Annotated in this window: 17 protein-coding genes; 12 read left to right on the top strand and 5 right to left on the bottom strand. The window is 64.4% G+C overall.

Translation table 11 applies throughout. From position 1 onward, the window contains the following. Positions 1-75: 75 nt before the first annotated feature. The 3 genes from JW805_12600 to JW805_12590 all read left to right on the top strand — a co-directional run bounded on the left by JW805_12600 (position 76) and on the right by JW805_12590 (position 5,998). Positions 76-3,180, top strand: a complete 3,105-nt coding sequence (locus tag JW805_12600) for a TonB-dependent receptor (GenBank protein ID MBN2972857.1) — start codon at positions 76-78, stop codon at positions 3,178-3,180. A gap of 89 nt (positions 3,181-3,269) precedes the next feature. Continuing rightward, positions 3,270-4,712 (top strand): amidohydrolase family protein, encoded by a 1,443-nt coding sequence (locus JW805_12595; GenBank protein ID MBN2972856.1) that lies wholly within the window; start codon positions 3,270-3,272, stop codon positions 4,710-4,712. Next, positions 4,709-5,998, top strand: a complete 1,290-nt coding sequence (locus JW805_12590; GenBank protein MBN2972855.1) for an amidohydrolase family protein — start codon at positions 4,709-4,711, stop codon at positions 5,996-5,998. The genes JW805_12595 and JW805_12590 overlap by 4 nt, the downstream gene beginning before the upstream one ends. 16 nt (positions 5,999-6,014) lie before the next feature. On the opposite strand, the gene JW805_12585 is transcribed toward JW805_12590, so the two are convergent. From JW805_12585 to uxuA, 3 genes are all read right to left on the bottom strand, one after another. Next, positions 6,015-6,506 (bottom strand): Lrp/AsnC family transcriptional regulator, encoded by a 492-nt coding sequence (locus JW805_12585; GenBank protein ID MBN2972854.1) that lies wholly within the window; start codon positions 6,504-6,506, stop codon positions 6,015-6,017. A 641-nt stretch (positions 6,507-7,147) separates the two neighbouring features. After that, entirely contained in the window at positions 7,148-8,413 is a 1,266-nt protein-coding gene (locus JW805_12580) for an alginate export family protein (protein MBN2972853.1), read from the bottom strand. A 339-nt stretch (positions 8,414-8,752) separates the two neighbouring features. Beyond that, complete coding sequence (uxuA, locus tag JW805_12575) at positions 8,753-9,910, bottom strand: mannonate dehydratase (protein ID MBN2972852.1); 1,158 nt, start codon at positions 9,908-9,910, stop codon at positions 8,753-8,755. A 402-nt stretch (positions 9,911-10,312) separates the two neighbouring features. On the opposite strand from uxuA, the gene JW805_12570 reads away from it, so the two are divergent. Both JW805_12570 and JW805_12565 read left to right on the top strand, forming a co-directional pair. After that, complete coding sequence (locus JW805_12570; GenBank protein MBN2972851.1) at positions 10,313-13,231, top strand: TonB-dependent receptor; 2,919 nt, start codon at positions 10,313-10,315, stop codon at positions 13,229-13,231. A gap of 290 nt (positions 13,232-13,521) precedes the next feature. After that, complete coding sequence (locus JW805_12565) at positions 13,522-13,716, top strand: hypothetical protein (GenBank protein MBN2972850.1); 195 nt, start codon at positions 13,522-13,524, stop codon at positions 13,714-13,716. A gap of 125 nt (positions 13,717-13,841) precedes the next feature. On the opposite strand, the gene JW805_12560 is transcribed toward JW805_12565, so the two are convergent. Beyond that, entirely contained in the window at positions 13,842-14,489 is a 648-nt protein-coding gene (locus JW805_12560; GenBank protein ID MBN2972849.1) for a hypothetical protein, read from the bottom strand. 202 nt (positions 14,490-14,691) lie between these two features. On the opposite strand from JW805_12560, the gene JW805_12555 reads away from it, so the two are divergent. The 3 genes from JW805_12555 (at position 14,692) to JW805_12545 (ending at position 17,736) form a co-directional block, all read left to right on the top strand. Next, positions 14,692-15,438 carry a response regulator transcription factor gene (locus JW805_12555; GenBank protein MBN2972848.1) on the top strand — a complete coding sequence of 249 codons (747 nt, stop codon included), beginning with the start codon at positions 14,692-14,694 and terminating at the stop codon, positions 15,436-15,438. Next, positions 15,435-16,718, top strand: coding sequence for a HAMP domain-containing histidine kinase (locus JW805_12550; GenBank protein MBN2972847.1), 1,284 nt, complete (start codon positions 15,435-15,437; stop codon positions 16,716-16,718). Before JW805_12555 ends, JW805_12550 begins: the two co-directional genes overlap by 4 nt. An 88-nt stretch (positions 16,719-16,806) precedes the next feature. Then, the gene (locus JW805_12545) at positions 16,807-17,736 is read left to right on the top strand and encodes a hypothetical protein (GenBank protein ID MBN2972846.1); all 930 of its coding nucleotides are present in this window, start codon (positions 16,807-16,809) and stop codon (positions 17,734-17,736) included. 224 nt (positions 17,737-17,960) lie between these two features. On the opposite strand, the gene JW805_12540 is transcribed toward JW805_12545, so the two are convergent. Then, positions 17,961-20,294 (bottom strand): DPP IV N-terminal domain-containing protein, encoded by a 2,334-nt coding sequence (locus JW805_12540; GenBank protein ID MBN2972845.1) that lies wholly within the window; start codon positions 20,292-20,294, stop codon positions 17,961-17,963. Positions 20,295-20,687: 393 nt separating this feature from the next. Between JW805_12540 and JW805_12535 the strand changes: the two genes are divergently transcribed. The 4 genes from JW805_12535 (at position 20,688) to JW805_12520 (ending at position 26,028) form a co-directional block, all read left to right on the top strand. Next, on the top strand, positions 20,688-22,370 hold the full coding sequence (locus JW805_12535; protein MBN2972844.1) for an ABC transporter ATP-binding protein: 1,683 nt from the start codon (positions 20,688-20,690) through the stop codon (positions 22,368-22,370). Further along, positions 22,354-23,418 carry an efflux RND transporter periplasmic adaptor subunit gene (locus JW805_12530; GenBank protein ID MBN2972843.1) on the top strand — a complete coding sequence of 355 codons (1,065 nt, stop codon included), beginning with the start codon at positions 22,354-22,356 and terminating at the stop codon, positions 23,416-23,418. Before JW805_12535 ends, JW805_12530 begins: the two co-directional genes overlap by 17 nt. Further along, positions 23,415-24,806 carry a TolC family protein gene (locus JW805_12525; GenBank protein ID MBN2972842.1) on the top strand — a complete coding sequence of 464 codons (1,392 nt, stop codon included), beginning with the start codon at positions 23,415-23,417 and terminating at the stop codon, positions 24,804-24,806. The genes JW805_12530 and JW805_12525 overlap by 4 nt, the downstream gene beginning before the upstream one ends. A gap of 202 nt (positions 24,807-25,008) precedes the next feature. After that, a complete protein-coding gene (locus JW805_12520; protein MBN2972841.1) occupies positions 25,009-26,028 on the top strand; it encodes an MBL fold metallo-hydrolase in 1,020 nt (339 codons plus the stop codon). Positions 26,029-26,051 lie beyond the last annotated feature (23 nt).

Raw genomic sequence — 26,051 nt, 5'->3', positions numbered from 1 at the left:
CGCTCGCAAGGCGTCGCCGGACTATGAGAGCGGTAGGGTCGCTGCCGTAAGACGCAGATTAGAGGGGGCTAGCGAATGAAGAGCTTTCGTATGCACAAGATCTCCGCACTCGCTGCGAGTTCGATGCTTGCTATCACCGCGCCGGGGCTGGCGTTCGGTCAAGCCACTACGCCACTGCAGACCAGCGATCAGTCGGTAGGTGACGACCAACAGGCCAGTCCTGCGCAGGACATCGTGGTGGTCGGAACGCAGATCCGAGGAGCAGTGACGACCGAGGCTCTGCCAGTTTCCGTGATCGATGCCGCCCAGATTGCGGCAACCGGCGCTGTTTCTGGCGACGAGCTCTTTCGCACGATTCCGCAAATGGGCGATGTGTCCTTCAACAGCACGAACGGTGCCACGAGTAGCAACTTCGCGCGTGGCGATGTCGGCTCCGTCAATTTGCGGAACTTGGGTGTGGGAAACACACTGGTGTTGCTGAACGGTCGGCGCGTTGTTCAGCATCCCGGAAGTCAGGCGGATTCCAACCTCGTTCCCGTCATCACGTACAATACGAACGCAATACCGGTCGCCGGTTTGTCGCGTCTCGAAGTGCTGCGCGATGGTGCGGCGGCCATTTATGGCGCTGACGCGGTTGCCGGCGTTGTAAACACCGTACTGCGTGATGACGTCGAAGGCGGGTTTATCGATGTACAGTACGGCGGTGCCGAGGGAACAAATCTCCGAGAACTGCAAATCAGTGGTTTGGCGGGGCATAATTTTGCAGATAATCGCGGCAACTTCTCCCTGTCGTTTACGTACACCGACCGCACCGCTTTAGGATCGCGCGATCAAGATTTTACCGCATCGGCCGACAAGCGTCCGCTATTCGCTAACACAACTTTCGCAGGGCTTGCGGGGCTCGATCGCCGGAGCACTCTCAGTCCTTGGGGTGATTTCCAGACGCCGCCGACATCCGGCACAATTCGCCAGGGAAGTTTGGCCCTGACAAACGCATCGGGACAATTCCACATTCAGCCGACGACGTTTGCCGGGTGTCAGCTCGCGCTGGGGGGGGGCATCTGTCTCGATGACGGCAATCGCGCGACTGCCGCCGCCGATCGGGACCTCCGCTCCGACGCGCAGGCTAACTATAATCTTTCGGTCGTGCCCTCGCTCAAGCGTCTCAACCTGTTCTCAACCGCACATTATGATCTGACCGACAATCTTACCTTATTCACAGAAGCCGGATTCTATCTCGCGCAGACCGAAAGCGTGCAGGACAGCGTGTTCAGCATCGGATCGATCCGAATGACGATTCCAGCGTCGAACTACTGGAATCCATTTGGTCCAACCACGTTTGCCGACGGTAGCGTCAACCCCAGTCGCATCACCGGAACCAACGTGCCCGCGGCGGGACTGCCAGTGACCCTGGTGAACTATCGTTTCAACGATCTCGGACCCACGAATGTAAAGGTCGAGAATACGCAATTCCGCTTTCTGGCAGGTCTGCGGGGGCAATTCCGTGGCTTCGATTGGGAAAGCGCGGCCGTCTATTCAGAAGCTCAGGCTGTCGACAAGCAGAATGCTATCAGCGCGACGTTGTTGCAGCGGAACCTCGGCCTTTCGACTGCCGCGGCCTATAACCCCTTCAACGGCGGAAACGCGGCTAATCCGACCGGTCCAGATACGACCATAAGCAACGCCGCTGCTCTCGACGCGATCAGCATTATCGCCGTGCGGCGAAGCAAAACCACCCTCGCGATGGGCGACTTCAAAATTTCGCGAGGCGACCTGCTATCGCTTCCCGGCGGGAACCTGGGCTTCGCGGCTGGCGCCGAGGTCCGACGCGATAGCCAACTCGACGACCGCGATCAGCGTGTCGACGGGACCATCACGTGGCTCGATACGGTTACAGGCGTCCGGCAGCCGAGCGACCTCTACGGTGTTAGTCCCACGCCCGATACCAAGGGCTCTCGCACGGTGGCGGCGGCGTTCGCGGAGCTGGCCATCCCGGTCATTTCGCCTGACATGAATATTCCGCTGGTGCGACGCCTGAATGTGCAGCTGGCAGGTCGCTACGAACATTACAGCGACTTTGGCAGTGTCGCAAAGCCAAAGGTCGCGGCGGCATGGGATGTCATCGATGGGGTTCGCTTGCGGGGGTCGTGGGCTCAGGGTTTCCGTGCTCCGAACCTTGAGCAGGTCAATGCTACGCTGATCACGCGCGGAAATACGCGGGTTGACTACATTCGGTGCGAGGCTGATCTTCGGGCGAGACGCATCACTTCCTTTGCGAATTGCGCGCAGTCGTTCGTTGCGACCGCTCAGCGAGCCGGTAACCCGGACCTGAAACCCGAGGAGTCGACGAACTGGACCGTTGGCGGCGTGCTCGAACCGAAGTTCATCCCTGCCCGCTTTGGTCGTCTTACGCTCACTGCTGACTATTGGGAGATCAAGCAGGAAGGCATTGTCGGACTGTTTGGTGAGGGTAACGCCCTAATCCTCGACTATCTTCTCCGTACGCAGGGATCGAGCAACCCGAACGTGATCCGTCTTGCCCCCACGGCAGATGACATTGCGCTTGTCGCCGGCACCGGACTCGCTCCCGTGGGCGTCGTCAGCTACGTGAATGATCGCTACGTAAATCTTCTACCGCAGAAAGTCCGGGGTCTGGATCTTGGGTTGGACTGGTCGTTGCGCGACACGGGCATCGGTGACTTCAGCCTTAACCTGAACGCGGCACGGCTGTTCGAATTCTACCGAGATCCGTCGCCCGACATTGCCGCGCTGATCGCTGCTCGGACGGCGGGTCAGATTAACGCCGGCACCACGATCACCGGCGGCGGAGATCTCGTTCGGCAGGATGGTCGCCCGAAGTGGCGCGCTTCGGGATCGCTTACCTGGCGATATGGCGGGCTGACCGTCAGCGGGTTTACGCAGTATACCGGCGACGTCGTCGACACGGGAATTACAGATGCCGCCGGCAACAACTGGCTGGTGGACTCTCAGGTGACCGGCAACCTCTTCGTACAGTACGCCCTCGATGATGGCGCACTGAAAGGGACGAGCTTCCGCATCGGGGCGAGGAACATCACGAACGAAAAGCCGCCGCTGGAGTCTAGCACCTACGGGTATCTTGGCTCCCTCTACACCCCATACGGACGCTACCTTTACGCGAGCGTCCGCAAATCCTTCTGATTATCGTGTCCCTGCGGGCGGCGGCTGTGTCACCCGCAGGCCACTTCTTACAAATCAGCATAGATCCGTAGTTGCGGAATCGATGCGAAATGTCTTTGGAGATTGCGGGCGTGCGACATTTGCGATCAACGCGAGCTGGGGTGACGTTTGTCCTCGCGGCGCTTTTTGTCGGTGCATGTACCAATACACCAGAGCGTAAGACGATCGCGGCCGCCCCTCCAAAACCGAGGGCAGGTCTGGATGAATTTCGAAACCCTGACCCGTTTCCCAGCACTTACGACCCGGGTCGGCCTCGCACGATGGCCATTACGAACGCTACTATTTATGACGGCACAGGACGCCTTTTCGAGGGCGCCACGTTGGTGCTCGAAAACGGAAGGGTCAGCGCGATCGGTTCCGGCGTTGCAATTCCCGCCGGAGCGGAGCGGATTGACGGCACAGGACGGTTCGTCACGCCCGGCATCATCGATGGCCACACCCATATGGGCGTGTTTCCCTCTCCGTCGGTGCAGGGGCATGCCGACGGGAACGAGAACGTTGATCCGAATACCGCACAGGTATGGGCGGAACATTCCATATGGCCGCAAGACCCGGCTTTTGATCGGGCTCGGGCAAGTGGCGTGACGTCTTTGCTTGTCCTTCCGGGTTCGGCAAATCTGTTCGGTGGGCGCTCCGTAACAATCAAGAACGTGCCCGCCGTAACCGAGCAGGCGATGAAGTTTCCAGGCGCGCCGTATGGGCTGAAAATGGCTTGTGGGGAGAATCCGAAAGGGCGGTACGGCAGTCGCGGCCGTTCTCCAGCGACACGCATGGGAAACGTCGCGGGCTTTCGTCGCGCTTGGATCGAGGCGGCTGACTATGCTCGGCGCTGGGCCAATTTTCGCACAAAGGGCGGAGAAGTGCCAAAGCGCGACTTGGCGCTGGATACCGAGGCTGGCGTCCTCGACGGCCGGATCCTCGTGCAGAATCACTGTTACAGAGCCGACGAGATGTCTGTCATGATCGATGTGGCAAAGGAATTCGGCTACAAGATCACCGCATTTCATCATGCCCCGGAGGCTTACAAAATTAAGGATCAACTTGCGAAAGAGGGCATATGCGTCGCGATTTGGTCACAGCGCTGGGGCTTCAAGATGGAGGCCTATGACGGCATTGAAGAGAACGCGGCAATCCTTCACAAGTCCGGTGTTTGCGTCGTCATCCATTCGGATGAGGCGGAGCTGGCGCAGCGGCTCAATGTCGAGGCGGCAGTCGCCATTGCGGCTGGCCGACGGGTCGGGATCGACGTGCCTCCGGCAGAGGCTATCAAATGGATCACATCCAATCCTGCACGGATGATGGGGATCGCAGATCGGACCGGTTCCTTAGAAGTGGGCAAGGCCGCCGATGCTGTGCTCTGGAACAAGGACCCGTTCAGCATCTACGCGATGGCGGACAAGGTCTTCATCGACGGCACACTTCGCTACGATCGGCTTGATCCGCGAACGCATCACGTATCGGACTTCGAACTCGGCCAGGAGGCGACACGATGATCCGGATTGTCCGCAAGGCGTCTGGGATCGCCATCTCGCTGCTAGCCAGCACGGCGGTGACAGCTGCCGCCGGTGCTGAGACGGTCGCTTTCGTGCATGCTCGTGTTCTTGCTGGCGCCGGGCCCGACATGCCCGACGCGAGCGTAATCGTTCGGGACGGAATCATCATCGACGTTGGCCCTGCCGCACGGGTGCCAGCGGCTGCACGAATTATCGATCTGAAGGGTGCCACGCTGACGCCTGGATTCATCGCCGCGGACACAGCGCTCGGCACGGTCGAAGTCAATTCCGACGATGGCTCGAACGATGTGCGCTCATCTGCCGCCAGACTGAGTGCAGGCGTTGATGTGCAATACGCTCTCGATGGGGACGCGACCCCCATACCGGTGGCTCTTTTGGGCGGCGTCACCGGGGCGATCGTCTTTCCCGAATCCTCTCAATCGACAGGTGATGAGCCGCGTCTGTTCGCCGGCCAGGGGGCGGCAATATCGCTCGGCAGGTATGTTCCGATTTTGATACGGCCAAAGATCGGGGTCGCCGCCGACATGGGCGAGGCGGGGACCGGCCTTGCCGGCGGATCACGGGAAACATCGCATGTTTTGATCCGGGCCGCGTTCGACGAAGCCAGGCGCTACCGTACAAACAAAAGCACTTACAGTGGTGATTTCCAGGTCACGGCGCTCAGCCGCCCTGACCTCGAGGCTCTCATTCCCGTTCTCGATCAGCGTGTCCCGCTTGTCGTGTCCGCACATCGTGCGGCTGATATCAGGCAGGCGATCGCATTGGCCAAGGATTACGGCCTCAAGATCGTGATTCGGGGCGGTGAGGAAGCGTGGAGGGTCGCTTCGGAGTTGGCGGCCATCGGAGCAGGCGTGATCCTCAACCCAACAGATAATCTGCCAAAATCATTCGAAGTGATCGGTTCGAGAAGTGATTCCGCCCGGATTCTCGCAGCCGCTGGCGTCCCAATCGCGATCATCGGTAACGATTCTAATCATCGCGTTCGTGAAATGCGGCTGAACGCCGGGATGGCCGTAGCGCGAGGGCTGCCGTATGCCGATGCGATCCGCGCACTCACTTCCGGGCCGGCAAAGATGTTCGGGCTCGAAAAATCGGTGGGTACCATCGAGCGCGGGAAGCGAGCCGATCTTGTAATATGGAACGGTGACCCTCTCGAGCCGCTGGTTCAGCCGCAAGCTATTTTCGTGGCCGGTGTCGAACAGCCTTTGCAGAGCCGCTTGAGAGATTTGGCTGATCGATACAGCCGCGGCGGGCCCCCCGATTGACGCACCTTCCATAGACTCATGAGGCTACGACTTCACGATGATGGAGGGGAAGGGCGGTTGTTCGTTTGATTTCTTCCATCGCGAAGGTTGAGCTGACATCCACGATCTTCACGGCCGAGATTAGCCGCTTATAAACCGCATCGTACGCGGCAATGTTTTCTACCACCATTTTAAGAAGGTAGTCGACTTCGCCAGCCATTCTATAGAACTCAACGACCTCCGGAATCGCCTGGACAGCCTCCGCAAAACTTTTCAACCACTCTTCTGAGTGTTCGCTCGCTTTAACGTGTACGAAAACGGTGAGATCGAGGCCGATTTTCGTAGGGTCCACAAGTGTTACACGGCCGGTGATCACGCCATCATCCTCAAGGCGTTTGATGCGCCGCCAGCACGAGTTTTGTGAAATACCGGTCCGCTCGGCGATAGCTGCAATGGATAGGGATCCATCCAACTGCAGGACATCAAGTATCTTCAAATCCTGGTCGTCGACAGCAGAGCGCTCTGGCATTCCCAATCTCCTGATCTGCTGACCGTACTCGCAGAAATCGCTGCCATCGAACACCCCAGAGAGGGGCAAACCCTTATGCCTGACAAGGCCGTTGTCAGGATTGCGTTCTCATTATCGGCGGTTGGACGACTGGCTTCAGAGCGGTCGCCATTCCGAGCGGCCGAGAAAGGCGCGGGGTCAGCGATAGCCGGAACCGCGGATCCGGTTGTGGCGTATATCCAGCCGCAAGCCGACGCAAAGCGGTTCACGACGCCCACTCTATCAAGCGACTGGTGACAGCGCTTAACGAGAGTTTTTACTGATCAGCGTTGCGTGAGTGGCATGAGCGATGTGTCGGTTTCAAGGCGTTTTCAATGCTCACCGAAGACCCAGTATCGACCAAAACGGCGCAGGTTCGATGCCCAAAAATGTGAAAATCTGATGGGGGCCAATAAGGGGCCATAAGCGAAATACATCAAAAATTGTGAAACATTATGAGCGCGTTACAGAAAAGGTTCGAGTCCTGTAGGCGCACCATTTTCCAAAAAAAGATTTGTGGATACAGTCGTTTGAACGGCCGTCATACGACGACTGCCGCGCAGGAGTGACATGCTACGGCCTGTCGGCGTTTGGCGTCGTGACGCGATTGCTTTGCGCCAAATCTAGAAGCTGGCCGTCATGTTGAACGACAGGTATCGTGTGTCGGCCGAGTTCGGTGCGTTCGGCGCGATCCGCCAGAAACGGCTCTTCCGCAGATACACGCCGTCGACCTCCAGCCGCACGTGCTTCGGGATCATCCAATAGCGTAAACGGGCGTCGATCTGCTCGCCGGCATAGCGCCCGGCGCGGCCGGTCTGATCGCGCACGCCGGTCGTCGAGAAGGCGTCGGTACGCTCGGCCAGAAAGAGGGGACGAAAGGACAGGAAGGCGTCGGAGCGTTTGTCCGGCGTCACCTCGAGACGCAGCGCCGGGGACGACATGTTTGCCCGCCCAACGGCGTTGTACAGCCCCGACGGCGCAAGTTCAGCGCGGCGCATGCCGAAGAGCGTGTCGAAGCGGCCGATACGCCCACCGGGAGCGTCGCCGCTCGCCCGGTCATATTCGATCGACAGTCGCGGCTTCCAGCCACTGGCCCAGCTGTAGCCGATCTCGGCGTGGACAAAGCTCGCGCTTACCTGGGCACGCGAACTGGTGGCTGTCGTGGAGGGGCTCGCCCGGCCGTGCTGGATGAAGGCTTCGACGTCATAGTCGAAATGTCGCGCTTTCGGGTCTTCGAACACGCGCAGGCCGAAGGTGTCGAGCGCGCGGTCGCGCGTCGCCAGCCGCGGGGAATCGCGTTCGCCCAGGTGGAAGAAACTGGCTTCGACCGAAACTGCCGACAGCACGTTCGCCTTGGTGAGCAGGCCACCCCACAGCACGAGATCAAAGCTTTCGCGGTCGATGCGGACAGCATTCCGCCTCAGCGAGTCGGAGCGGTCCGGCAAGCGCTGTTGCGGAAGCTTATAGATGGCGGTCCCGCTCCAGCCATTGGCGATCTTCAGGTCGGCGCGAACGCCGGTGTAGCTGTTCGTGGTGTTCCGATAGTCGTCGGCTGCCACAAGGCGCCGCGATCCGAGGTTCAGCATCATCCGGCCGGCCTGCAGCGACAGCGTCGCTTTCGAAGCGAGCGGCACCGTCCGGCCGACATAGGCCTGAACCAGTTCGACCGCATTGACCTCGCCCGTGGTCAGCGGCGCACCCCGATCGGCAAGATAAGCGCGACTGTCGTACACCTCGCCCATGATGGTCCACTGCGCATCGGTCCATTGCGCCGCCAAGGTGGTGCGAACGCTGAGCAGGTCGTCGCTGTCGTTGAATCCCGCCCGAGGCTGTCCCTCGATGATTTCGTAGCGGACGCGGGTCGAGCCGCTTACGGACAACCGCGGCACCGGTGCACTTCGCGTTTGCGCCCAAAGGGATGTCGGACTCCAGGCGAGGATACAGGCAGCGGAAAGCAGAGAGGTTCGGTTAAGGCGCACAGCATTCCCCCTGGCCAAAGGGCCATCACACCGCGGCGCTTGGGCGGGGAACGCCTGAACGGGAGGCCAATTGATCCCGTACGTTCGAACTAAGCGATATCGCCGCGGCCAACAACGAAGCGCAATTTCGTCACGAGATATTTTTTCTCGATACCGCGTCACGCCGGCGCGCCGCACGATGGAGAATGCCGACCGGCTTTACGCGGTTTCCTCACCGGCTGATGTGTCGAGCAGGCGGGCCTCCGCCGGTCACATCGATGCCGCCAACCCGCGCTCCAGCCCGCGCAGTTCCGCAAGGCCACGCATCCGGCCCAGGAGCGAATAGCCCGGATTGCACGGACGCGTGAGGTCGTCGAGCAACTGGTGGCCGTGGTCGGGGCGCATCGGGATGCTCCGGCCGGTCCTCGCCTGCAGGGCCAGGATTTCCGCGACGAGCATGGGCATCTGGGCATCGCCTTCGAGATGGGCGGCTTCGTGTAAGGCGTCGTTTTCCTCGCGCTGGACCGAGCGCAGATGCAGGAAGCCGATCCGGTCGCCGAAGCGGCGGATCATGGCCGGCAGGTCGTTGTCGGGGCGGGCGCCGAACGAGCCGGCGCAGAAGCACAGGCCGTTCGAGGGATCGGGCACGGCGTCGAACAGCGCGGCGAGATCGTCCTGAGTGCTGACGGCGCGCGGCAGGCCGAAGATCGGGAAGGGCGGGTCGTCGGGATGGACGACAAGCTGGATCCCGAGTGCACGCGCGACCGGACACACTGCGTCGAGGAACGCGACATGGTTCTGCCGAAGTGTGGCGACATCCACGCCGTCATATCCCTGGATCGCCTCCAGAAATTGCGCGGTGGTGAAATGTTCTTCGCTGCCTGGCAGACCAGCGATGATCGTCCGCTCCAAACGGTGACGTTCGGCCTCGCTCATACGCGCAAACCGCGCGCCCGCGGCTTCGATCATCGCGGCGCTATAGTCCCGTTCGGCGCCCGGACGGCGCAGGAGATGGAGATCGAAGGCGGCGACGGCCTCAAGCTCGAAGCGCAGCGCCCGCGCGCCATCGGGAAGCTCCCAGGCCAGATCGGTACGCGTCCAGTCGAGCAGCGGCATGAAATTATAGGTGACGGTGCGGATGCCGCACGCGGCGAGATTGCGCAGGCTTTCGACATAGGCCGCGATCCGTTGGTCCGACGTCGGCGCCCCGCGCTTGATATCGTCGTGAACGGGCAGGCTTTCGACGACGTCCCAGGTCAGGCCGGCGGCCTCGATCATCGCCTTGCGCTCGCCGATCGCGGCCTGCGACCAGACGGCACCGTTCGGCACCTCGTGCAACGCCGTGACGATACCGGTCGCGCCGCACTGACGGATGGCGGTCAACGTCACCGGATCGGCCGGGCCGAACCAGCGCATCGTCTGGATCATCAGGACGGTGGACATGCGATTCCTTGCGAGGGGGGGAGCAAAACGCCTGTATAATCTCGTCGCGCTAGTGCGAAATATCGGTCGGCACCTCAGCCGGTGTGAGCGTTGCAGCTAAGATGCTGAAAGGCGACGTTTGGTCGTTCCGAGGCAGACGCCCGCAGTGGCTCCAGACACGCGGTCGAGTGGAAGCGCTTGCTCAAAGCTTTGTGCCAAGCGTGATCTCTAAAGCCTTGTTTCATCAGATTATCGCTCACGCAACTTCCGCTTGCCGATAGCCTCCGTTCCGAATAAATATAATGAAATAGTATCCCATAAAATGGGAATAGTGCGTAACGGGCACCTGAGGAGGGGGATCACGTGAAAGCTTTACGATCGCGCGCGTTTCGGTTGGGGACTTCGGGCATGGCTCTTGCTGCCGCCGTCTGGTTCCCCACCGCCGTCTCAGCGCAGACCACGCCCGCGACCGATGCGGCTGCGCAGACGCCTGCGGACGAAGGCGCCGAGATCGTCGTCACCGGCTTTCGGGCGTCACTCGCAAGTGCCCTCAACCAGAAGCGAACGGAGACGGCGGCGATCGATACGATCGTTGCCGAAGACATCGGCAAGTTCCCGGATTCGAACCTGGCTGAATCGATGCAGCGCATTCCGGGCGTCGCGCTCGCTCGCGGCGACGGTGGCGAGGGCCGCAACATCTCCGTCCGCGGTCTGGGCGCGGCCTTTACCCGTGTCCGGGTGAACGGGCTGGAAGGCACGTCGCAGACCGGAGGCTCCGACATCTTCGGTGCGGGCAACAACGGCCGCAGCTTCGACTTCAACGTCTTCCCGACCGAGATCTTCTCCGCGCTTGCCGTCCGCAAGACGCCGTCCGCCGATCTCGAAGAGGGTTCGCTTGGGGCGACGGTCGACCTGTCGGCGCCGCGGCCGATGAGCCAGCGCCAGGATTTCGTGCTGAGCGCGACCGCGCGTGGGACGTGGAACGAGTTGTCGAAGCGGGTCGATCCCCGCGCGTCGCTGCTGGTATCGAAGAAGTTCGGAGATTCGGGGTTCGGCGTCCTGGGGTCGGTCGCCTACCAGAAGCGCCATCTGCGCGAGGTCGGTTATGCCGCCGTCGACATCCTGTCGTCGAACACCAACGGCGGCTTCTGCTCGCCGGTCGGCGTGACCCCGATCAATCCGGCGGTCAACGCGGCCAAGGGCACCGATGCGGCGAATTGCAGCACCAACAATCCGCGTACGGGTTCGGTCGCGGCGTACAACACCATTCTCGGCTTGCGTCGCGCCGACCTGCCCAACACGCCGGGTTCGGGCGCCTTCTTCCCGCGCATCCCACGCTATGTGAATTCGGAACAGACGCAGGAGCGGATCGGCGGCACGCTGACGCTGCAGTTCCAGCCTGACGACGACACCGACATCTCCGTCGAGGGCCTGTATTCGCGCTTCGAAGTGACGCGGAAGGACAATTACATCGCGCTGCTGTCGTTCGGCCGCTCGATCACCAACAACGGTCAGCCGATGGTGTCGGTGCGCGATGCGCAGTTCGATTCGCTCGGCTCGCTCACCTACGGCCTGTTCGACGGTGTCGACGTGCGATCGGAGGGGTTGGTCGATCAGTTCGTGTCCGATTTCAAACAGGTCAATTTCAACCTGAAGCGCCGCCTGACCGACGATCTGGAAGTGACGATGCTGGTCGGCAAGAACCGGTCGGTCTGGGACGGCAAGAAGCGCCTGCAGACCTTCATGGACGTGATCGACGCGCGCGGCGCCTCGATCGATTTCCGCGGCGGCGGCACGACGCCGTTGCTCGGCTTCGGGTTCGACGTCGCCAATCCGGCGAACTTCTCCTACGCGCCGTCGCTGGCGGACGGCACGGTGCTCGGCGGGTTCAGCTTCCAGGGCCGTCCCCAGACGAACACGACCGATAATTTCACCGGCGAGGTCAACGTCGCCTGGGCGCTGGGCGATGTCTTCACGCTGAAGGCCGGGGGGCAGTATCGCGAGAGCGATTTCCGCAGCACGTTCCTGCGCCCCTACCTTGCCGACACGATCGTGCGGGCACTGCCGGCGGGCACGTCGCTGTCCAGCATCACGCGTCAGATCACCGGGGTCGGCGACCTGTGGGGCAACGGCGCACCCAACAGCTGGGCGGCGATCGATCCCGACAAATGGGCGCAAACCTTCGGGTTCGATCAGACTCGCTTCTGCGGCGTCGAATGCGGCGGTGGGCGCACGCGCATTCTGGAATCGGTCAAGGGCGCCTATGTCATGGGCACGTTCAACCTGGCCGACGCGGTCGGCTTCGGGCTGCGGGGTGATGCCGGCGTGCGGTATGTCCGCACCGACCTGAATACGGCGGGCATCATCACCGTCGCGCCACCGGCCGGCACGACCTCGCCCACCAACCTGGTCGGGCAATATGCCAATGTTCGCAACAGCTATGAGGACTGGCTGCCGTCGGCCAATATCGTCGTCGAGCCGATGCAGAACCTGTTGCTGCGGTTCTCGGGCGCAAAGGTCATGTCGCGGCCAGAGCTCGGTCTGCTGGCCCCGACCAGCGGCGTTACCGCGACCACGCGTAACGGCACGATCAACAACCCGCTGCTCGACCCCATCCGTGCCAACACGTTCGATGCGGCAGTCGAATGGTATTTCCGCCCGGGTTCGATCCTGTCGGCAGCCTTCTTCTACAAGGACATCAAGAGCTTCATCCAGAACGTCAGCAGCCAGATCCCGTTCAATCAGCTGGGCCTGCCCGATGCGCTGCTGACCGGCACCAACACCGCCCCGACCGAAATCTTCACGATCAGCCAGCCGTTCAACACGCCGGGCGGCCCGCTGAAGGGCGTGGAAGTGAATGCACAGATTCCGTTCACCTTCCTGGGCGGAAGCTTCCTGCGCAACTTCGGCGTGCTGGCGAACTACACCCATGTCACGTCGCGCATCCAATATATTCTGGCGAGTGCCGGCGGCGTCCCGACGGTGACGACGACGGCCGATCTGGTCGGCCTGTCGAAGAACACCGCGTCGGGAACGCTATATTACGAAGACAGCAGGTTCAGCATCCGCGGGACCGCCAATTACCGCGATCGCTTCATTCGCGGCATCCCGGCGTCGCCGGGCAGCGATCTGCAAGGCAATGCGCCGACGCTCTACGTCGATGCCTCCGCTTCGTACAACATCACCGACGGCATCAAGCTGATCGTCGAGGCAACCAATCTGACGGACGAGCGAAACCGCCTCTACATCGACAGCAAGCGCGAGGACACGCTGTTCGAGACGCGGATCGGCCGCACGATCAACGTCGGCGTCAACGTACAGTTCTGACGCCCCACGCTTTCCTCCTGACTGGCGGGTCGACGCGCGAGCGACGGCCCGCCGTTTTTGTCCGAAGTCTCCGGCCATGCCGCACCGTGCGGCCAGGGCTTCGATCGTCCGGACGTGGAATGGTTGTCAGCGCTGCGCTGGCCGGCGTGCAACCTGCCCGGCGCGATCACGATCGCTCAAAACTATGGTGTCATGCTCCACGCGATGGCCGACCTCCGTCCGTTTGAACCGCTCAGCCGGTCTGATCGTTAGGGTTGCCAGGCGCACTTTCGCGCATCGACGGAGTTCAAATGACCGACGCAACCACTGCCACGAAATCCAACGGTAAAACCGGCTTGTCCGACGCGTTCCGGGAGCATTTCTCGGGCGACGCGCCAATCGCACAGAAAGCGACCAATTTCGCCAAGGCGCGGCCGTGGACCAGCGCGGCGCTGGCCGGGGTCGCAGCCATGGCCGTGTTGAACACCCTTCGCGGCCGCAGCTGAATTACGTGACGGGAGGGCGGTACCGCCCTCCCACGGACGCCAAGCACCACCTAACGATATTGCCCGGCGGGCACGACGACGATCGCGGTAGGCCGTCATTCCGACCGCGGTCGTTCGCCGTCACCTCAATCGCCGAGCATGATATCGCAGGGTTGCCCGCCGCGCGGTGCCGTCGGCGCGACGGGCGGCGGCCCGCGGCGTTCGGCGCGCGCCATGCGGTCACCACCGGGCGGGCCGCCGGCGCCAGGCTTTCCACCGGGCCCGCCGGGGCCCCCCGGACCGCGGCGCGCCATTTCGCCGTCGCCCGCGCGCGCGGCTTGCGGGCGTGGCGGCGGCGCCGTGCCGAGGATCGTGCCGCCGGTACCCATCACACCCAGCAGCACGCGCTGGTCGGCCGGCTGCAGCACGCGCAGCGCGGCTACCAGATAGTCGGTCTGTGCCGATGCCTGTGCCGCCGCCGTCGCATCGCGTTCCCGCAGCGCGGCCGACAGGTCGCCGAGCGGCAACGGAGTCTGCGCGCTCAACTGTTCGACGGCGCACTGCGCCGCGCGGGTTGCCCCGCGAGCAATCGCCGGTTCGGGAATCGCCCGAAGGGCGGCCAGCCCGGCCTCGGTCATGCCGTTGGCGCGAAAAACCGCCGCCGAACTTGTCGGGGAAACCTCCGTCGGGTCGGAAGCTGAAACAGCGGGCGGGGGCGGGGGCGGGGGCGGGGGCGGCGCGGTGGGGCCGTAGAGGGTTTGCGCCAGGAGGGCGGACAAAAGCGAGGTCAGCATGATCGTCTCCAGGGTTTGACGTCTTGCCGTGGCTAGGGCCTGCGTTTTGCCTGCACATTGCCGGACCTTTCAGCTCTGCGACGCGCGCGCCCGGACCGGCATGCCCACTGCGGCAAATTTGCAACGCTCTGGCAGATTACACTGGATTGCAGCGCTGCAACGACGCGGATACGCACGATCGTCAAGTCAGGCACCCATGCTGATGACCCGATTGGACAGCCCCGTGGACCTTGCCACCCGCCTGCTCATCGTCGATGACGACCCCGGAATCCGCGAGCTGACGGCCGGATTTCTGGAACAGCACGGCTATCTGGTCGACACTGCCGCCGACGCGGCCGAAATGCGCGCGGCCCTGTCCGTGGCCCAATATGACCTGATCGTTCTGGACGTGATGATGCCGGGCGAGGATGGGCTGGCGGTGCTGCGAACGCTCGACCGACGCAACGGCCCGGCCGTGATCATGCTGTCGGTGATCGGAACGGAGGTCGACAAGATCGTCGGACTGGAGATGGGCGCGGACGATTATATCGCCAAGCCCGCGAACCCGCGCGAATTGCTCGCGCGGATCCGATCTGTGCTGCGCCGGGCGAGCGGGGGAGAGGCCGCAGCACCGGCGGTGACGCCATCGGCGCGCGCCTTTCATCGCTTCGCTGGCTGGCGGCTCGATGCGGTGGGGCGCCAGCTGTTCGATCCGGAGGACGTCGTCATCAACCTGTCGGATGGCGAATTCCGCCTGCTGCTGGCGCTCGTCGAACATCCCCGTCGCGTCTTGAGCCGCGATCAGTTGCTCGACCTGTCGCGGGGCGTGAACGCCGAGCATTTCGACCGCGCGATCGACGTGCAGATGAGCCGGCTGCGCAAGAAGCTGGCGCGAGCGGATGGCGAGGAGCTGATCCGCACGATCCGCAACGAAGGCTATCTGTTCAACGCCGACGTGATCCGCGCATGACGGCGGCGCCCGCCCGCCGGTCGCGGCGCGTCTCGATCGCGCTGCCGATCTTCGCGTTGACGATCATTTCGGTGATCCTGACCGCGCTGCTGTTATTTGCGGTTACCTTTCGCGGCCCGCCGCCCCGCCCGGCGCCGGTGCGCTTGGAAACGGTCGCGACCGCCTTGCGCATGGGCATCGCGCCGCCCCTGTCGGATCAGCCAATGACGTTGGTCACCGGCGCGCGCTGGTCGGGCCTTCCGCCACACGCCGAACGGATGCCGATGGCGGAGGACGTGCTGGCGCAGATGCTGCGGGTGCCGCGCGCGTCGGTCCGCGTCGTGGCGTTCGAGGGCCAGCACGATCCCTTTGCCCTGCGTGGCCCGTTCTCCGCCGCCGTCCGGCACGACGGCGGATGGCGCGTGCTCTCCACCCGCCCGCCGCGGCTGTTCTCGAAATGGCATTGGTGGACGCTGCAGGCGATGGGTGTCGCGTGCATCGTGCTCGGGATCGCCGCCTGGCTGATCACGCGGGCGATCACGCGCCCCTTGCGTCAGCTGGCCCAGGCGGCCGCGCACGGACGCGTCGGGCGGGATTTCGCCGCCCCGGCCGGCGGCCCGCGCGAGGTTCGCGAGCTTGGCGATGCCTTGTCGGCGATGCACGGGCGGCTGGCGCGACACGCCGAAAGCCGGACGGCGATGCTCGCCGCGATCGCGCACGACCTGGGCACGCCGCTTTCGCGCATCGCCTTCTGGGTCGAGCAATTGCCGGATGCGGCGCGGCTGCGGGCGTCGGCGGATCTCGATGAAATGCGGGCGATGCTGGGCGACGTGCTGCGCTTCGCCCGCGACGAGCGGATGGTCGAGACGACACGCGTGGACCTGGGCAGCGTGCTCGACGCGCTGGTCGACGATCTGTCGGTCGCCGGCCAGCCGGTCACGGTCCGGCCCGGCGAGCGTGCCGTCGTGCGCGGGGACGCAGCGGCGCTTCGGCGGCTGTTCGCCAACCTGGTCGAGAATGCCGTGCGCTACGGCGATGCCGCCGACGTCGCCTGGACGCGCAGCGAGCGCGAGGTGTGCGTGACCGTCACCGATCGCGGGACAGGCTTCGATCCTGTCCTGGGCGACCGGCTGTTCGAACCCTTCGTCCGCGGGGATCCGTCGCGCAGCCGGGCGACGGGCGGCACCGGACTGGGTCTCGCCATCGTGCGGTCGATCGCAGAGATTCACGGTGGCAGCGTGACACTAAGCACGGCGGTCGGGGGCGGCGGCGTTGCCTCCGTCACGCTGCCGCTGGCGTAACACGCCGAAACATTCGCGCCATCCGGCGAAATATGGCGGCACGATCCGCCGCCTAATCCTCCCGGCACAGCAAACGGGAGATACCACCGTGACCCTTGCGGCGCACGAGAGCGACAACCACGACCTGGGCCTGGCCCATGACCTGAAGATGCTGGCCGCGCTCGCGAACCGCCGTCGAGCGCTGGGCCTGTTTGCGGGGGTCGGGACGGCAGCCATGGTCGCGGGCTGTGGTGGCGACGGAAGCGCGGGCACGGTGACGAGCACCGGCGCCTCCACGGTCACGCCGACACCGACGTCGACGGCCACCGCGACGCCGACACCCACGCCGAGTGCCACCGCGACGTCGACCAGCACCGTGTGCGTTGCGGACCCGACCGAAACCAATGGCCCCTATCCGGCGGACGGCACCAATACGTCGAGCGGGCCGACGAGCAACGTGCTGACCACGACAGGCGTCGTCCGCAGTGACATCCGCTCCAGCTTCGTCAGCGGTCAGACAGCGACCGCCGCCGGCGTTCCGCTGACCCTGACACTGAAGGTCGTCAACGTGAATGCCGCCTGCGCCGCCCTGGCCGGCTATCTCGTCTATATCTGGCATTGCGACGCGACGGGGCGCTATTCGCTGTACGACGTCCCCACCGCGAGCTGGCTTCGCGGCGCGTTGGTGACGGATGCCAACGGCGAAGTGACGTTCACGACGATCTTCCCCGGCTGTTATCTCGGCCGCTATCCCCACATCCATCTGGAGGTGTTTTCATCGACCGCGGTCGCGACCAGCGGGCGGTTCGCCAGCCTGGTCGGGCAGCTGGCAATGCCGGCCGCCGCGTGCACGGAGGTCTATTCCGGAGCGGTAAGCACCTATACCAACGGATCCACGAACTTCGCCCGTATTGCGATCGCGAGCGATAACGTGTTCGCCGACAACAGTGCCGCCCAGCTCGCGCAGCAGACGCCTGCGCTCAGCGGATCGGTCGCGGCCGGTTACACCGGTCGAGTGACGATCGGCTTGGCGCGGTAGACCTCAGGGCGGCCTGCCGCCGCCCGCCCCGGATCCTCCCCCCGCCCCCTGGGGAGGACTACGAGCCGGCTGCCGGGGACGGACCCTTCCCGACCGTCACAACCCGCGGCCGCCCGCGTCCCCCCGGTCCTCTCGGCCGGGGGGATTGCGCGTCTGGCAGGCGTGCCCTGGTTTCCGCCCTGCCGTCGCGACTTCAAAGAATTGCGATACGGCGCCTGGTATCGCTACCGGCCGGCGCCAGGTCCCACGATCTTGAATTCCGTCGGCGGGGTCGCGCCCATCAGGTGCTCGACGAAATAGTCCCACCGCTTCCGCATCATATAGCTGGACTGGTCGCCGAAGCCGTGGCGTGCGCGGGGGAAGAGGATCAGGTCGAAGTCCTTGTTCGCCTTCTGCAGCGCATCGACGACCAGCAGTGTGTTCGACACCGGCACGTTGTCGTCGAGCATCCCGTGCGCGAGCAACAGTTTGCCCTTCAGGTTCTTGGCGAAGTCCTGATTGGCCTGCAGGTCGTAGTTGGTCGTCTTGCCGTCGGTTTCGAGCAACCCGAGATACTTCTCGTAATAATCGTCCTCATAGTTGCGGTTGTCGTGGTTTCCGCTTTCGGCGATGCCGACCTTGAAGAAATCGGGGTAGCGGAACATGGCCGCCGCGGTCGCATTTCCGCCACCCGAATGGCCCCAGATGCCCACGCGATCGATATCCAGCCAGGCGTAACGTGTCGCGAGATCCTGGATCCCGGTAACCTGATCGGGCACGGCCTGGCGGCCCATGTCACGGTAATAATAGTCCTGGAAAGCCTTCGAGCGGCGCGGCGTTCCCATCCCGTCGATTTCGACGACGGCGAAGCCCAGCTGGGCCAGTGCCCCCGCATCCCCCATCGCCGGGGAAAACTGGCGGGACGAGATCGTACCCGTGAACGGTCCCGGATAGATGTAATCGATCACCGGATACTTCCGCGTCGGATCGAGCCCTGCCGGCTTGAACAGCAGCCCGTGGCACAGCGTCTTGCCGTCGCTGCATTTGACCGCGATGCTCTCTGGCGCTTGCCAGCCCGCCGCGCGCAGGCGCGTCAGGTCGCCCTTCGCAAGCTGCTGCACGACCGCGCCGTCCGCGCGCCGCAGAACCGCCGTCTGCGCCTGCTGCGGGGTCGAATAGATGTCGACGAAATAGCGCCCGTCGCTCGACGGGATGGCGATATGATCCTGCCGCTCCGGCGTCAGCAGTTTTGGCGTGCCGCCTTTCAGATCGATCGCATAGATGCTGCGATAATAGGGATCGACGCCGGGCTCCCGCCCGACACCGGCGATCAGCATCTTGCCCGTCCGCTCATCGATGTGGATCGGGTGATCGACATTCCATTGCCCCCGCGTCACCTGCCGCAGGAGTTTGCCGGTGGCGGCGCTGTAAAGATAATAATGTCCCCAGTCGTCGCGCTGCGACCACCACAGGATTTCGCCGCGCTCAGACAGATAGCGCCAGTTGATCCCTTCGTCGTTGTACCCGCTGTCAAACCAGGTCGGCACGGTTTCGGTGAACACGTCGCGCACCGCGCCGGTCGCCGCGTCGGCGATGCGCATCGTTTCGACCTTGTGGTCGCGCGAGGTGGACACGAAGGCAAGCGTGCGGCTGTCCTTGGCCCATTGCATGTCCTGCGGACCGTCGCCGCAAACCACGTCGTCGCACAGCGACGACCGGTGCAGATCCGCCGGCATGTCCAGACGCGTGACCTTGCCTGCGTCGACATCGACGATGACGCGGTGGATCTTGAAGATCTCCTTGTCGCCGACGAACGGATATTTCCACGTTTCGACGACCGAATGGCCGACCTGGGTGGTCGTGGTCGAGAAATCGGCCACACCCCGCTGATCCTGCTGAAAGGTCGCCACTTTCGTCGAATCCGGCGACCAGATGACGATCGCCTGATCCGAATGACGCCAGCCGGCATTGTCGGTCGCGTAGCCGAAGTCCTTCACGCCGTCGGTCGTCAGCTGTCGCTCCGCGCCACTGGCGATGTCGCGGACCCACAGGTTCCAGTCACGCTGGAAGACCGCGCGTTTGCCGTCCGGCGATACCACCGCCGCCGGCTGACCGCGCCGACCGACCTGGGCGGCCTGCGGCTCAGCCACCTTGGCGCATCCATAGGGCTGGGCGAGCGCACAGGAATATCGCTCACCGCGGACGGTCACGATCGCGCTGTTCTTCGCAAAATCCGGTTCGAAGCCGCTCAGGCCCAGCTTCGTCGCATCCTGTTCCTTCATGCCGGCCGCATTCAGCGCGCCCAGCAGCAGCTTGGTATCGAACGCCGGCGCCTTCGTACGCTTTTCCGCGTCGACCAGCATGATCGTCGGAATGCCGCGGTCGGTATCGACATACCAGAAGCGCCGCGTATCGACCCACGTTGCCGCACGCACCGCGTGGTCGACCAGTGGCGCCGTCCACGGTCCCAGCTGGTGCATCGCACGCGTATAGTCGGCGTCCGTCACCATCGGCCGTTGCTGCGCCGCCGCGGTGCCGGCGAGCAGGAACATCGTAAGGCTGCAGGGTAGCAAACGCATTTTTAGACTTTCCGATAGAAGCGATTCGAGGACATATGCGCCCGCGCGGACGGGGACGGTATCGTCGGCATCCTCCACCAACGGCGATCCTGTCGCAACCTCGAAGACACGTCCCGGTCGAATGCCGTAACGCCGACCGCGCGTCGCATACAGCCTGCGATCGGGCCGCCGAATCGCGGCGGCGGGTCGTATTCCGCGGTTCGGAAACCCGACAGACCGTGTCCCTGAAAATCGCAAGATGCGGACGAGCAGGCGTTGCGGCGTGTCCGCGAATTGCCGATTTCTTACGAATTGTTGCGCAGTGCAGCAACGCTATTGAAAGCATCGCGACGATCGCGTTTCGGCGCTGATCTGAGTTGCACCGACGACCCTTTTCATGCGGGAGAATTGGCGATGGCGGACACGCGCCCGGGCATCCGGGCCTTCCTGGGCTGGACGAGGTTGGTACTCTCGCCCGATGCCGCTTTCGTGCGTCTGGCGGTCGTCTATGGCGTCGCGATCTCGCTGCTTTCGCTGGCGACGCCGATTTCGGTCCAGCTGCTGATCAATTCGGTCGCGAACACCGCGCTGCCGACACCATTGTTCACGCTAGCCGGTCTGTTGTTCCTGCTGCTCTTCGTGGCGGGGGTGCTCGCCGCGCTGCGGGTCCATCTGCTTGCGCTGTTCGAACAGCGGCTGTTCGCGCGCGTCGTCGCCGAGATCACCATCCGCGCGGTGCATGCGCAGAACCCATTCTTCGCCGATTCACGCCGCGGCGACCTGTTCAATCGCTTCTTCGACCTGATGACCGTTCAGAAAGCCCTGCCCAGTCTGCTGATCGGCGGTTTCACCATCATGCTGCAAGGGCTGGTCGGGCTGGTCGTGACGAGTTTCTATCACCCGTTCTTCCTGGCCTTCAACGGCGTGCTGGTGCTCGCGCTGTTTCTGATCTGGCAGATCTGGGCGTCGGGCGCGATCCGGACCGCGGTCGCCAAGAGCCACGTCAAACATGCGGCTGCGCATTGGTTGGAGAGTGTCGGCGGATCGAACGGCTTCTACAAGTCCAGCCGTCACCTGAACTTCGCGATGGACCGGTCGGAGGCGGTAACGGCGAATTACGTCACCGCGCATCGTCGCCATTTCCGCTACACCTTCGCCCAGACCTGCGCGCTGCTGTTCGTCTATGCGACCGCCAGCGCGGCCCTGCTCGCGCTCGGCGGCTGGCTCATCATCCAGGGCCAGCTGTCGATCGGGCAGCTGGTCGCGGCGGAGCTCATTCTGTCCGGCGTCTTCTACGGCATTGCGCAGTTCGGGACCTATCTCGAAGCGCTGTACGACCTTGCAGCGGGTCTTGAGGAGCTATCGCTGTTCTGGGCCGTCCCGCAGGAGGCGGGCAAGGTGAAAGGTGACGGCCCCGCCGATGGATCGATCCGCCTGTCGCGGGTCGAGATCGACGGACATCGGTTCGACTTCGAGGTGTCGACCGGCGAGCAGCTCGCCGTGGTCGCCGCCGCCGGCGTCGACCGGGTGCTGGCCATGCTGCTCAAACGGCATCTGGCGCCGGACCGCGGCCTGGTCGTCGTGGGCGGGCAGGACATCGGCGGGTTCGACACCTATCGTCTCCGCGCGGAGGTGATGGTCCTCGATCGACCCAGCTTCGTCGAGATGTCGATCCGCGATTACCTGACGCTTGCGGCATCGGGCAACGGCGCGCGGATGGTCGAGGCGCTGGAGACGGTCGGGCTGGCCGAGCGGCTGAGCGGGCTGGACGACGGGCTCGATACCGTCGTGTCCACGTCAGGCTGGCCGCTCTCGGTTGGCGAGCTGATGGCGCTGAAGCTCGCGGCGGCGCTGCTCGCCCGACCCAAAGTGCTCGTGCTGTCGCCCCTCTACGACCTGCTGCCGCCGGAGCGCATCGACGCCGCGCTTGCCCAGCTGCGCGGCGGCACGACCGTCCTTCAGTTCACCCGCCGCCCCCAGGGGCTGATACGGGACGGGGCGCTGTGGATGGATGCGCAGCACCAGCGCCGCTGCGACACCCTGGACGAACTTATCGCCCTTGCCAGCGATGGAGGCAGCGATGCCCTTTCAGCCTGATCATATCGGTCATTTCCCGACGCTGACACGCATCCGCCCGCCCCGGATCGCGCGGGTCATCGCGTGGCTGATCACCATCGGCATCGCCATCGTGGCCGCCATCCTCTTCCTCGTGCCCTGGGTGCAGACGTCGGCCGGGACCGGCCAGGTCGCCGCGCTCGACCCCGAAGATCGCGTGCAGGACGTGACCGCGCTGGTCCCCGGTCGGGTCGAGCGTTGGTACGTCCGCGACGGCGACCGCGTGCGCCGCGGCCAGCCGATCGCGCGGATCGTTGACAATGACCCCAATCTGCTTGCCCGCCTGGCCGCCGAACGCGCGCAGGTGCTGGCCGAGATCGCCGCGGCCGAACAGGCGATGGCGGTATCGCAGATCGATGTCGGCCGCTCGGGCCAGTTGCTGGCCGAGGGGCTGGCCGCCCGCCGCGATTACGAGGCCGCGCAGATCAAGGTGGCCGACCAGCGGGCGAAGCTGGCCGAGGCGCGGGCCAAACTCAGCCGCGTCGACGTGACGCTCAATCGCCAGTCGGCCCAGACCGTTCGCGCCCCGCGCGATGGTCGGATCCAGTCGATCAACGCCGCCGCGAGCGCGACGCTCGTCGCCGCGGGCGACCAGCTGGCGACGCTGGCACCCGAGGCACCGGTCCGGATCGTCGAGCTGATGGTCGATGGTCGCGATATCGCCGTCATCCGCCCCGGCCGCCCGGTCCGTCTGGCGTTCGAGGGCTGGCCGGCGGTCCAGTTCAGCGGCTGGCCCTCGGTCGCCCACGGTATGTTCGACGGGCGCGTCCGCTCGATCGATCCGTCGGCGCAGGTGTCGGGCCTGTTCCGGGTCATCGTCGAACCGATGCCGGGCAAATTGCCGTGGCCGAGTGCCGACTATGTTCGTCTGGGCGGCAAGGTGCGTGGCTGGATCCAGATGGAAACGGTCAGCGTCGGCTATGAACTCTGGCGCCAGCTCAACGACTTCCCGCTCGAATTCCGCCGTCCGGCCGACGAAAGCAAGGGCGCGGCGGCAGCACCCGAACCCGTCGCGAAGGTGAAGAAATGATCCGCTTCGTCGCCATCGCCGCGTCGCTGTTCGCCGCAGCGCCGGCGGTCGCCCAGACGCTGATGTTGGACGACGTCCTGCGCTCGTCGGCAACCTATGCCCCGGCCATTCTGGAGGCGATGACCAAGGAACGCCAGGCGGACGGCCGTCGCCTGACGGCCGAAGGCGCGTTCGACCTGCTGTTCGAGGGCGACGCCCAGTCGCGTCTGCTCGGCTATTACGATGGCACCGTCGCGGAGGCTCGCGCCACCCGCCCGCTCGCGAACAACGGCGGTGCGTTGTACGGCGGCTACCGCGTCTCGCGCGGCACCTTTCCCGTCTACGAGGACAAGTCGTTCACCAATCGACTGGGCGAAGTGAAGGTCGGCGCCGTCTTCTCGCTGATGCGGGACCGGCTGATCGACGAGCGGCGCGGTCGCCTGGGGCTGGCGGGCGGCGACATCCAACTCGCACGTCTCGAACGCGAGATGATCGCGATCGGCGTCCAGCGCCGCGCCATCGACGCGTACCAGGCCTGGGTCGTCGCCGGACTGCGCATGCAGGTCTATCGGGACCTGCTCAGCCTTGCCACCGAACGGCAGGCCTCGATCGAGCGGCAGATCCAGCTCGGCGCGCGGCCGGACATATTGGGTACGGAAAACCGCCAGAACATCGTGCGGCGCCAGACGTTGCTGGTGCGGGCCGAACAGGACCTCGCCGCCGCCGCCAACGCCTTGTCCTTCTATCTACGCGATCCATCGGGGGAGCGGGTCGTTCCGTCACCGGACCGGCTGCCGGCAAAGCTGCCCGACCTTCGCCTGCCTCTCCTCGGCCCCGACCTTGCCCAGCGCATCGAGCGCCCGGACCTGGAGGCGATCCTCGTTCGCCTCGATCAGGTCGAGGTGAAGCGTTTGCTCGCCGAAAACGAGCTTCGCCCACGTCTGGACGTCCGGGCGGAAGCCGCGAAGGATATCGGCCCCATCGGTCTGGGCGGCCCCAACCGCACGCCGGCGGAAGGCATCGTCGGTGTGCGCTTCTCGCTGCCGCTCGAACGTCGGTCCGCACGCGGCAAGATCGCGGAGGCCGCCGCCGAAGCCGACGGCCTGCGATACCGCCGGAAATTGATCGAGGACCAGATCCTCGTCGAGGTGAACGGCCTCGCCATCCAGGCGACGACGGCGGATCGCCTGGTCGCCCTCGCCGCCGACGAAACGGCACTCGCCGACCGCATGGCCGCGGCAGAGCGTCGTCGTTTTCAGCTGGGGGCTAGTGACTTTCTGGTGGTGAATCTGCGCGAAGAGAGTGCCGCCGACGCCCGCCTGCGCCAGCTCGACGCGGAATTCCGCCGCTCGGCCGCACGGGCAGAGCTGGTCGCCGCGACGGTCGACAGAGCGCAGTTGGGCCTTTGAGCGCCGACGGGCGGCACTGCCGATCGGGCCTCCTCTCGATCGATACGGCTAGAGCATGGATCGATCCGCGATCGGGGCTGGACAGCATCGGCGCTGCGCTGATCTATCTCTTCCCGCATAGAGAGCGCTGTGCCGGACCGGGCGCATGAAACCCGTCGCGGACCGGCCAATTGCCGAATGAAGCGCGCGCGGAGGAGAGGTGATGCGGCGAGTCCTGTCAGCCATTGCGGCTTCGGCCGTGCTTGTTGCCCCGGTCGGGGGACCCGCGCAGACGCCCCCCCCGGCGGGCTATTCAGCGCAAGCGACCTTCCCGAACGCCAACGGGAAGGCTGTCGCAAAACACCTGTCCGCCGCGCGGAAATGGGCCGATCCCGACCTTCTGCCGGAATTCTACTGGCGGTGCATGACGAGCCCGCTGGACCGGAAGACGGTGTTTGCGATCCAGCACGACGGCCTGGTTCAGGAAGCCAAGGTTTTCGACCAGCTCTATTCGATCGGCCAGAACGCCGTATCGGCCTGGGCGCTCGATACGTCCGATGGGATCATCCTGATCGATGCGCTGAACAACGAAGCCGAAGCGCGCGACATCATGGTGCCGAACATGATCCGTCTCGGGCTCGACCCCAAGCGTATCAAATATGTGATCGTCACGCACGGCCACGGCGACCACTGGGGCGGCGCCAAATATTTCCAGGATAATTTCGGTGCCCGGGTCGCCTTGTCGGACGCGGACTGGAAAATGCTCGAAAGCCCGGATCGCGGCGGCGGGCCGTTCCGCGACCTCGTACCGCCGCGCCGCGACATCGTCGTGCGCGACGGGGATAGCATCACGCTCGGCCGGACCAGCGTGAAACTCTACGTCACGCCCGGCCATACGCCGGGAACGCTGTCGGCGATCTTCCCCGTCACCGATCGGGGGCGGCCGCACGTGGTCGGGCTGATGGGCGGGACCGGCGGCGGTTCGACCAGCGCCGCGATCCACGACCAGATCGCATCGCTCCAGCGCTGGAGCGGCCTGACCCGGCAGGCCGGCGTCGATGCGGTGATCAGCAACCATCCCGCGCACATCGCCGCGATCGAGAAGATCCAGCTGCTGACCCATGCCGACCCGGGTGACGTCAATCCGTTCATCTATGGCAAGGACCGGGCGCAGCGGTTCGCCAAGGTGATGGAGGCCTGCTCGCGCGTACAGCTGGCGCGGATGGGAGAGACCGGTGACTGACCGAGCAGCCGTCGGGGCCGCAC

Origin of the sequence: Roseomonas aeriglobus, from assembly GCA_016937575.1 — a bacterium.
Classification (GTDB): Bacteria; Pseudomonadota; Alphaproteobacteria; order Sphingomonadales; family Sphingomonadaceae; genus Sphingomonas; species Sphingomonas aerigloba.
The sequence above is the reverse complement of the archived record's forward strand: the minus strand, read 5'-3'. Positions and strand labels throughout refer to the sequence as shown.

Bases quoted from the DNA above. Each gene is read 5' to 3' on its own strand.
- JW805_12565 (MBN2972850.1), top strand. From the start codon at position 13,522: ATGACCGACGCAACCACTGCCACGAAATCCAACGGTAAAACCGGCTTG.
- JW805_12530 (MBN2972843.1), top strand. From the start codon at position 22,354: ATGCCCTTTCAGCCTGATCATATCGGTCATTTCCCGACGCTGACACGC.
- JW805_12590 (MBN2972855.1), top strand. From the start codon at position 4,709: ATGATCCGGATTGTCCGCAAGGCGTCTGGGATCGCCATCTCGCTGCTA.
- JW805_12570 (MBN2972851.1), top strand. From the start codon at position 10,313: ATGGCTCTTGCTGCCGCCGTCTGGTTCCCCACCGCCGTCTCAGCGCAG.
- JW805_12600 (MBN2972857.1), top strand. From the start codon at position 76: ATGAAGAGCTTTCGTATGCACAAGATCTCCGCACTCGCTGCGAGTTCG.
- JW805_12585 (MBN2972854.1), bottom strand. From the start codon at position 6,506: ATGCCAGAGCGCTCTGCTGTCGACGACCAGGATTTGAAGATACTTGAT.
- JW805_12540 (MBN2972845.1), bottom strand. From the start codon at position 20,294: ATGCGTTTGCTACCCTGCAGCCTTACGATGTTCCTGCTCGCCGGCACC.
- JW805_12525 (MBN2972842.1), top strand. From the start codon at position 23,415: ATGATCCGCTTCGTCGCCATCGCCGCGTCGCTGTTCGCCGCAGCGCCG.
- JW805_12560 (MBN2972849.1), bottom strand. From the start codon at position 14,489: ATGCTGACCTCGCTTTTGTCCGCCCTCCTGGCGCAAACCCTCTACGGC.
- JW805_12520 (MBN2972841.1), top strand. From the start codon at position 25,009: ATGCGGCGAGTCCTGTCAGCCATTGCGGCTTCGGCCGTGCTTGTTGCC.
- JW805_12595 (MBN2972856.1), top strand. From the start codon at position 3,270: ATGTCTTTGGAGATTGCGGGCGTGCGACATTTGCGATCAACGCGAGCT.
- uxuA (MBN2972852.1), bottom strand. From the start codon at position 9,910: ATGATCCAGACGATGCGCTGGTTCGGCCCGGCCGATCCGGTGACGTTG.
- JW805_12535 (MBN2972844.1), top strand. From the start codon at position 20,688: ATGGCGGACACGCGCCCGGGCATCCGGGCCTTCCTGGGCTGGACGAGG.
- JW805_12555 (MBN2972848.1), top strand. From the start codon at position 14,692: ATGACCCGATTGGACAGCCCCGTGGACCTTGCCACCCGCCTGCTCATC.
- JW805_12550 (MBN2972847.1), top strand. From the start codon at position 15,435: ATGACGGCGGCGCCCGCCCGCCGGTCGCGGCGCGTCTCGATCGCGCTG.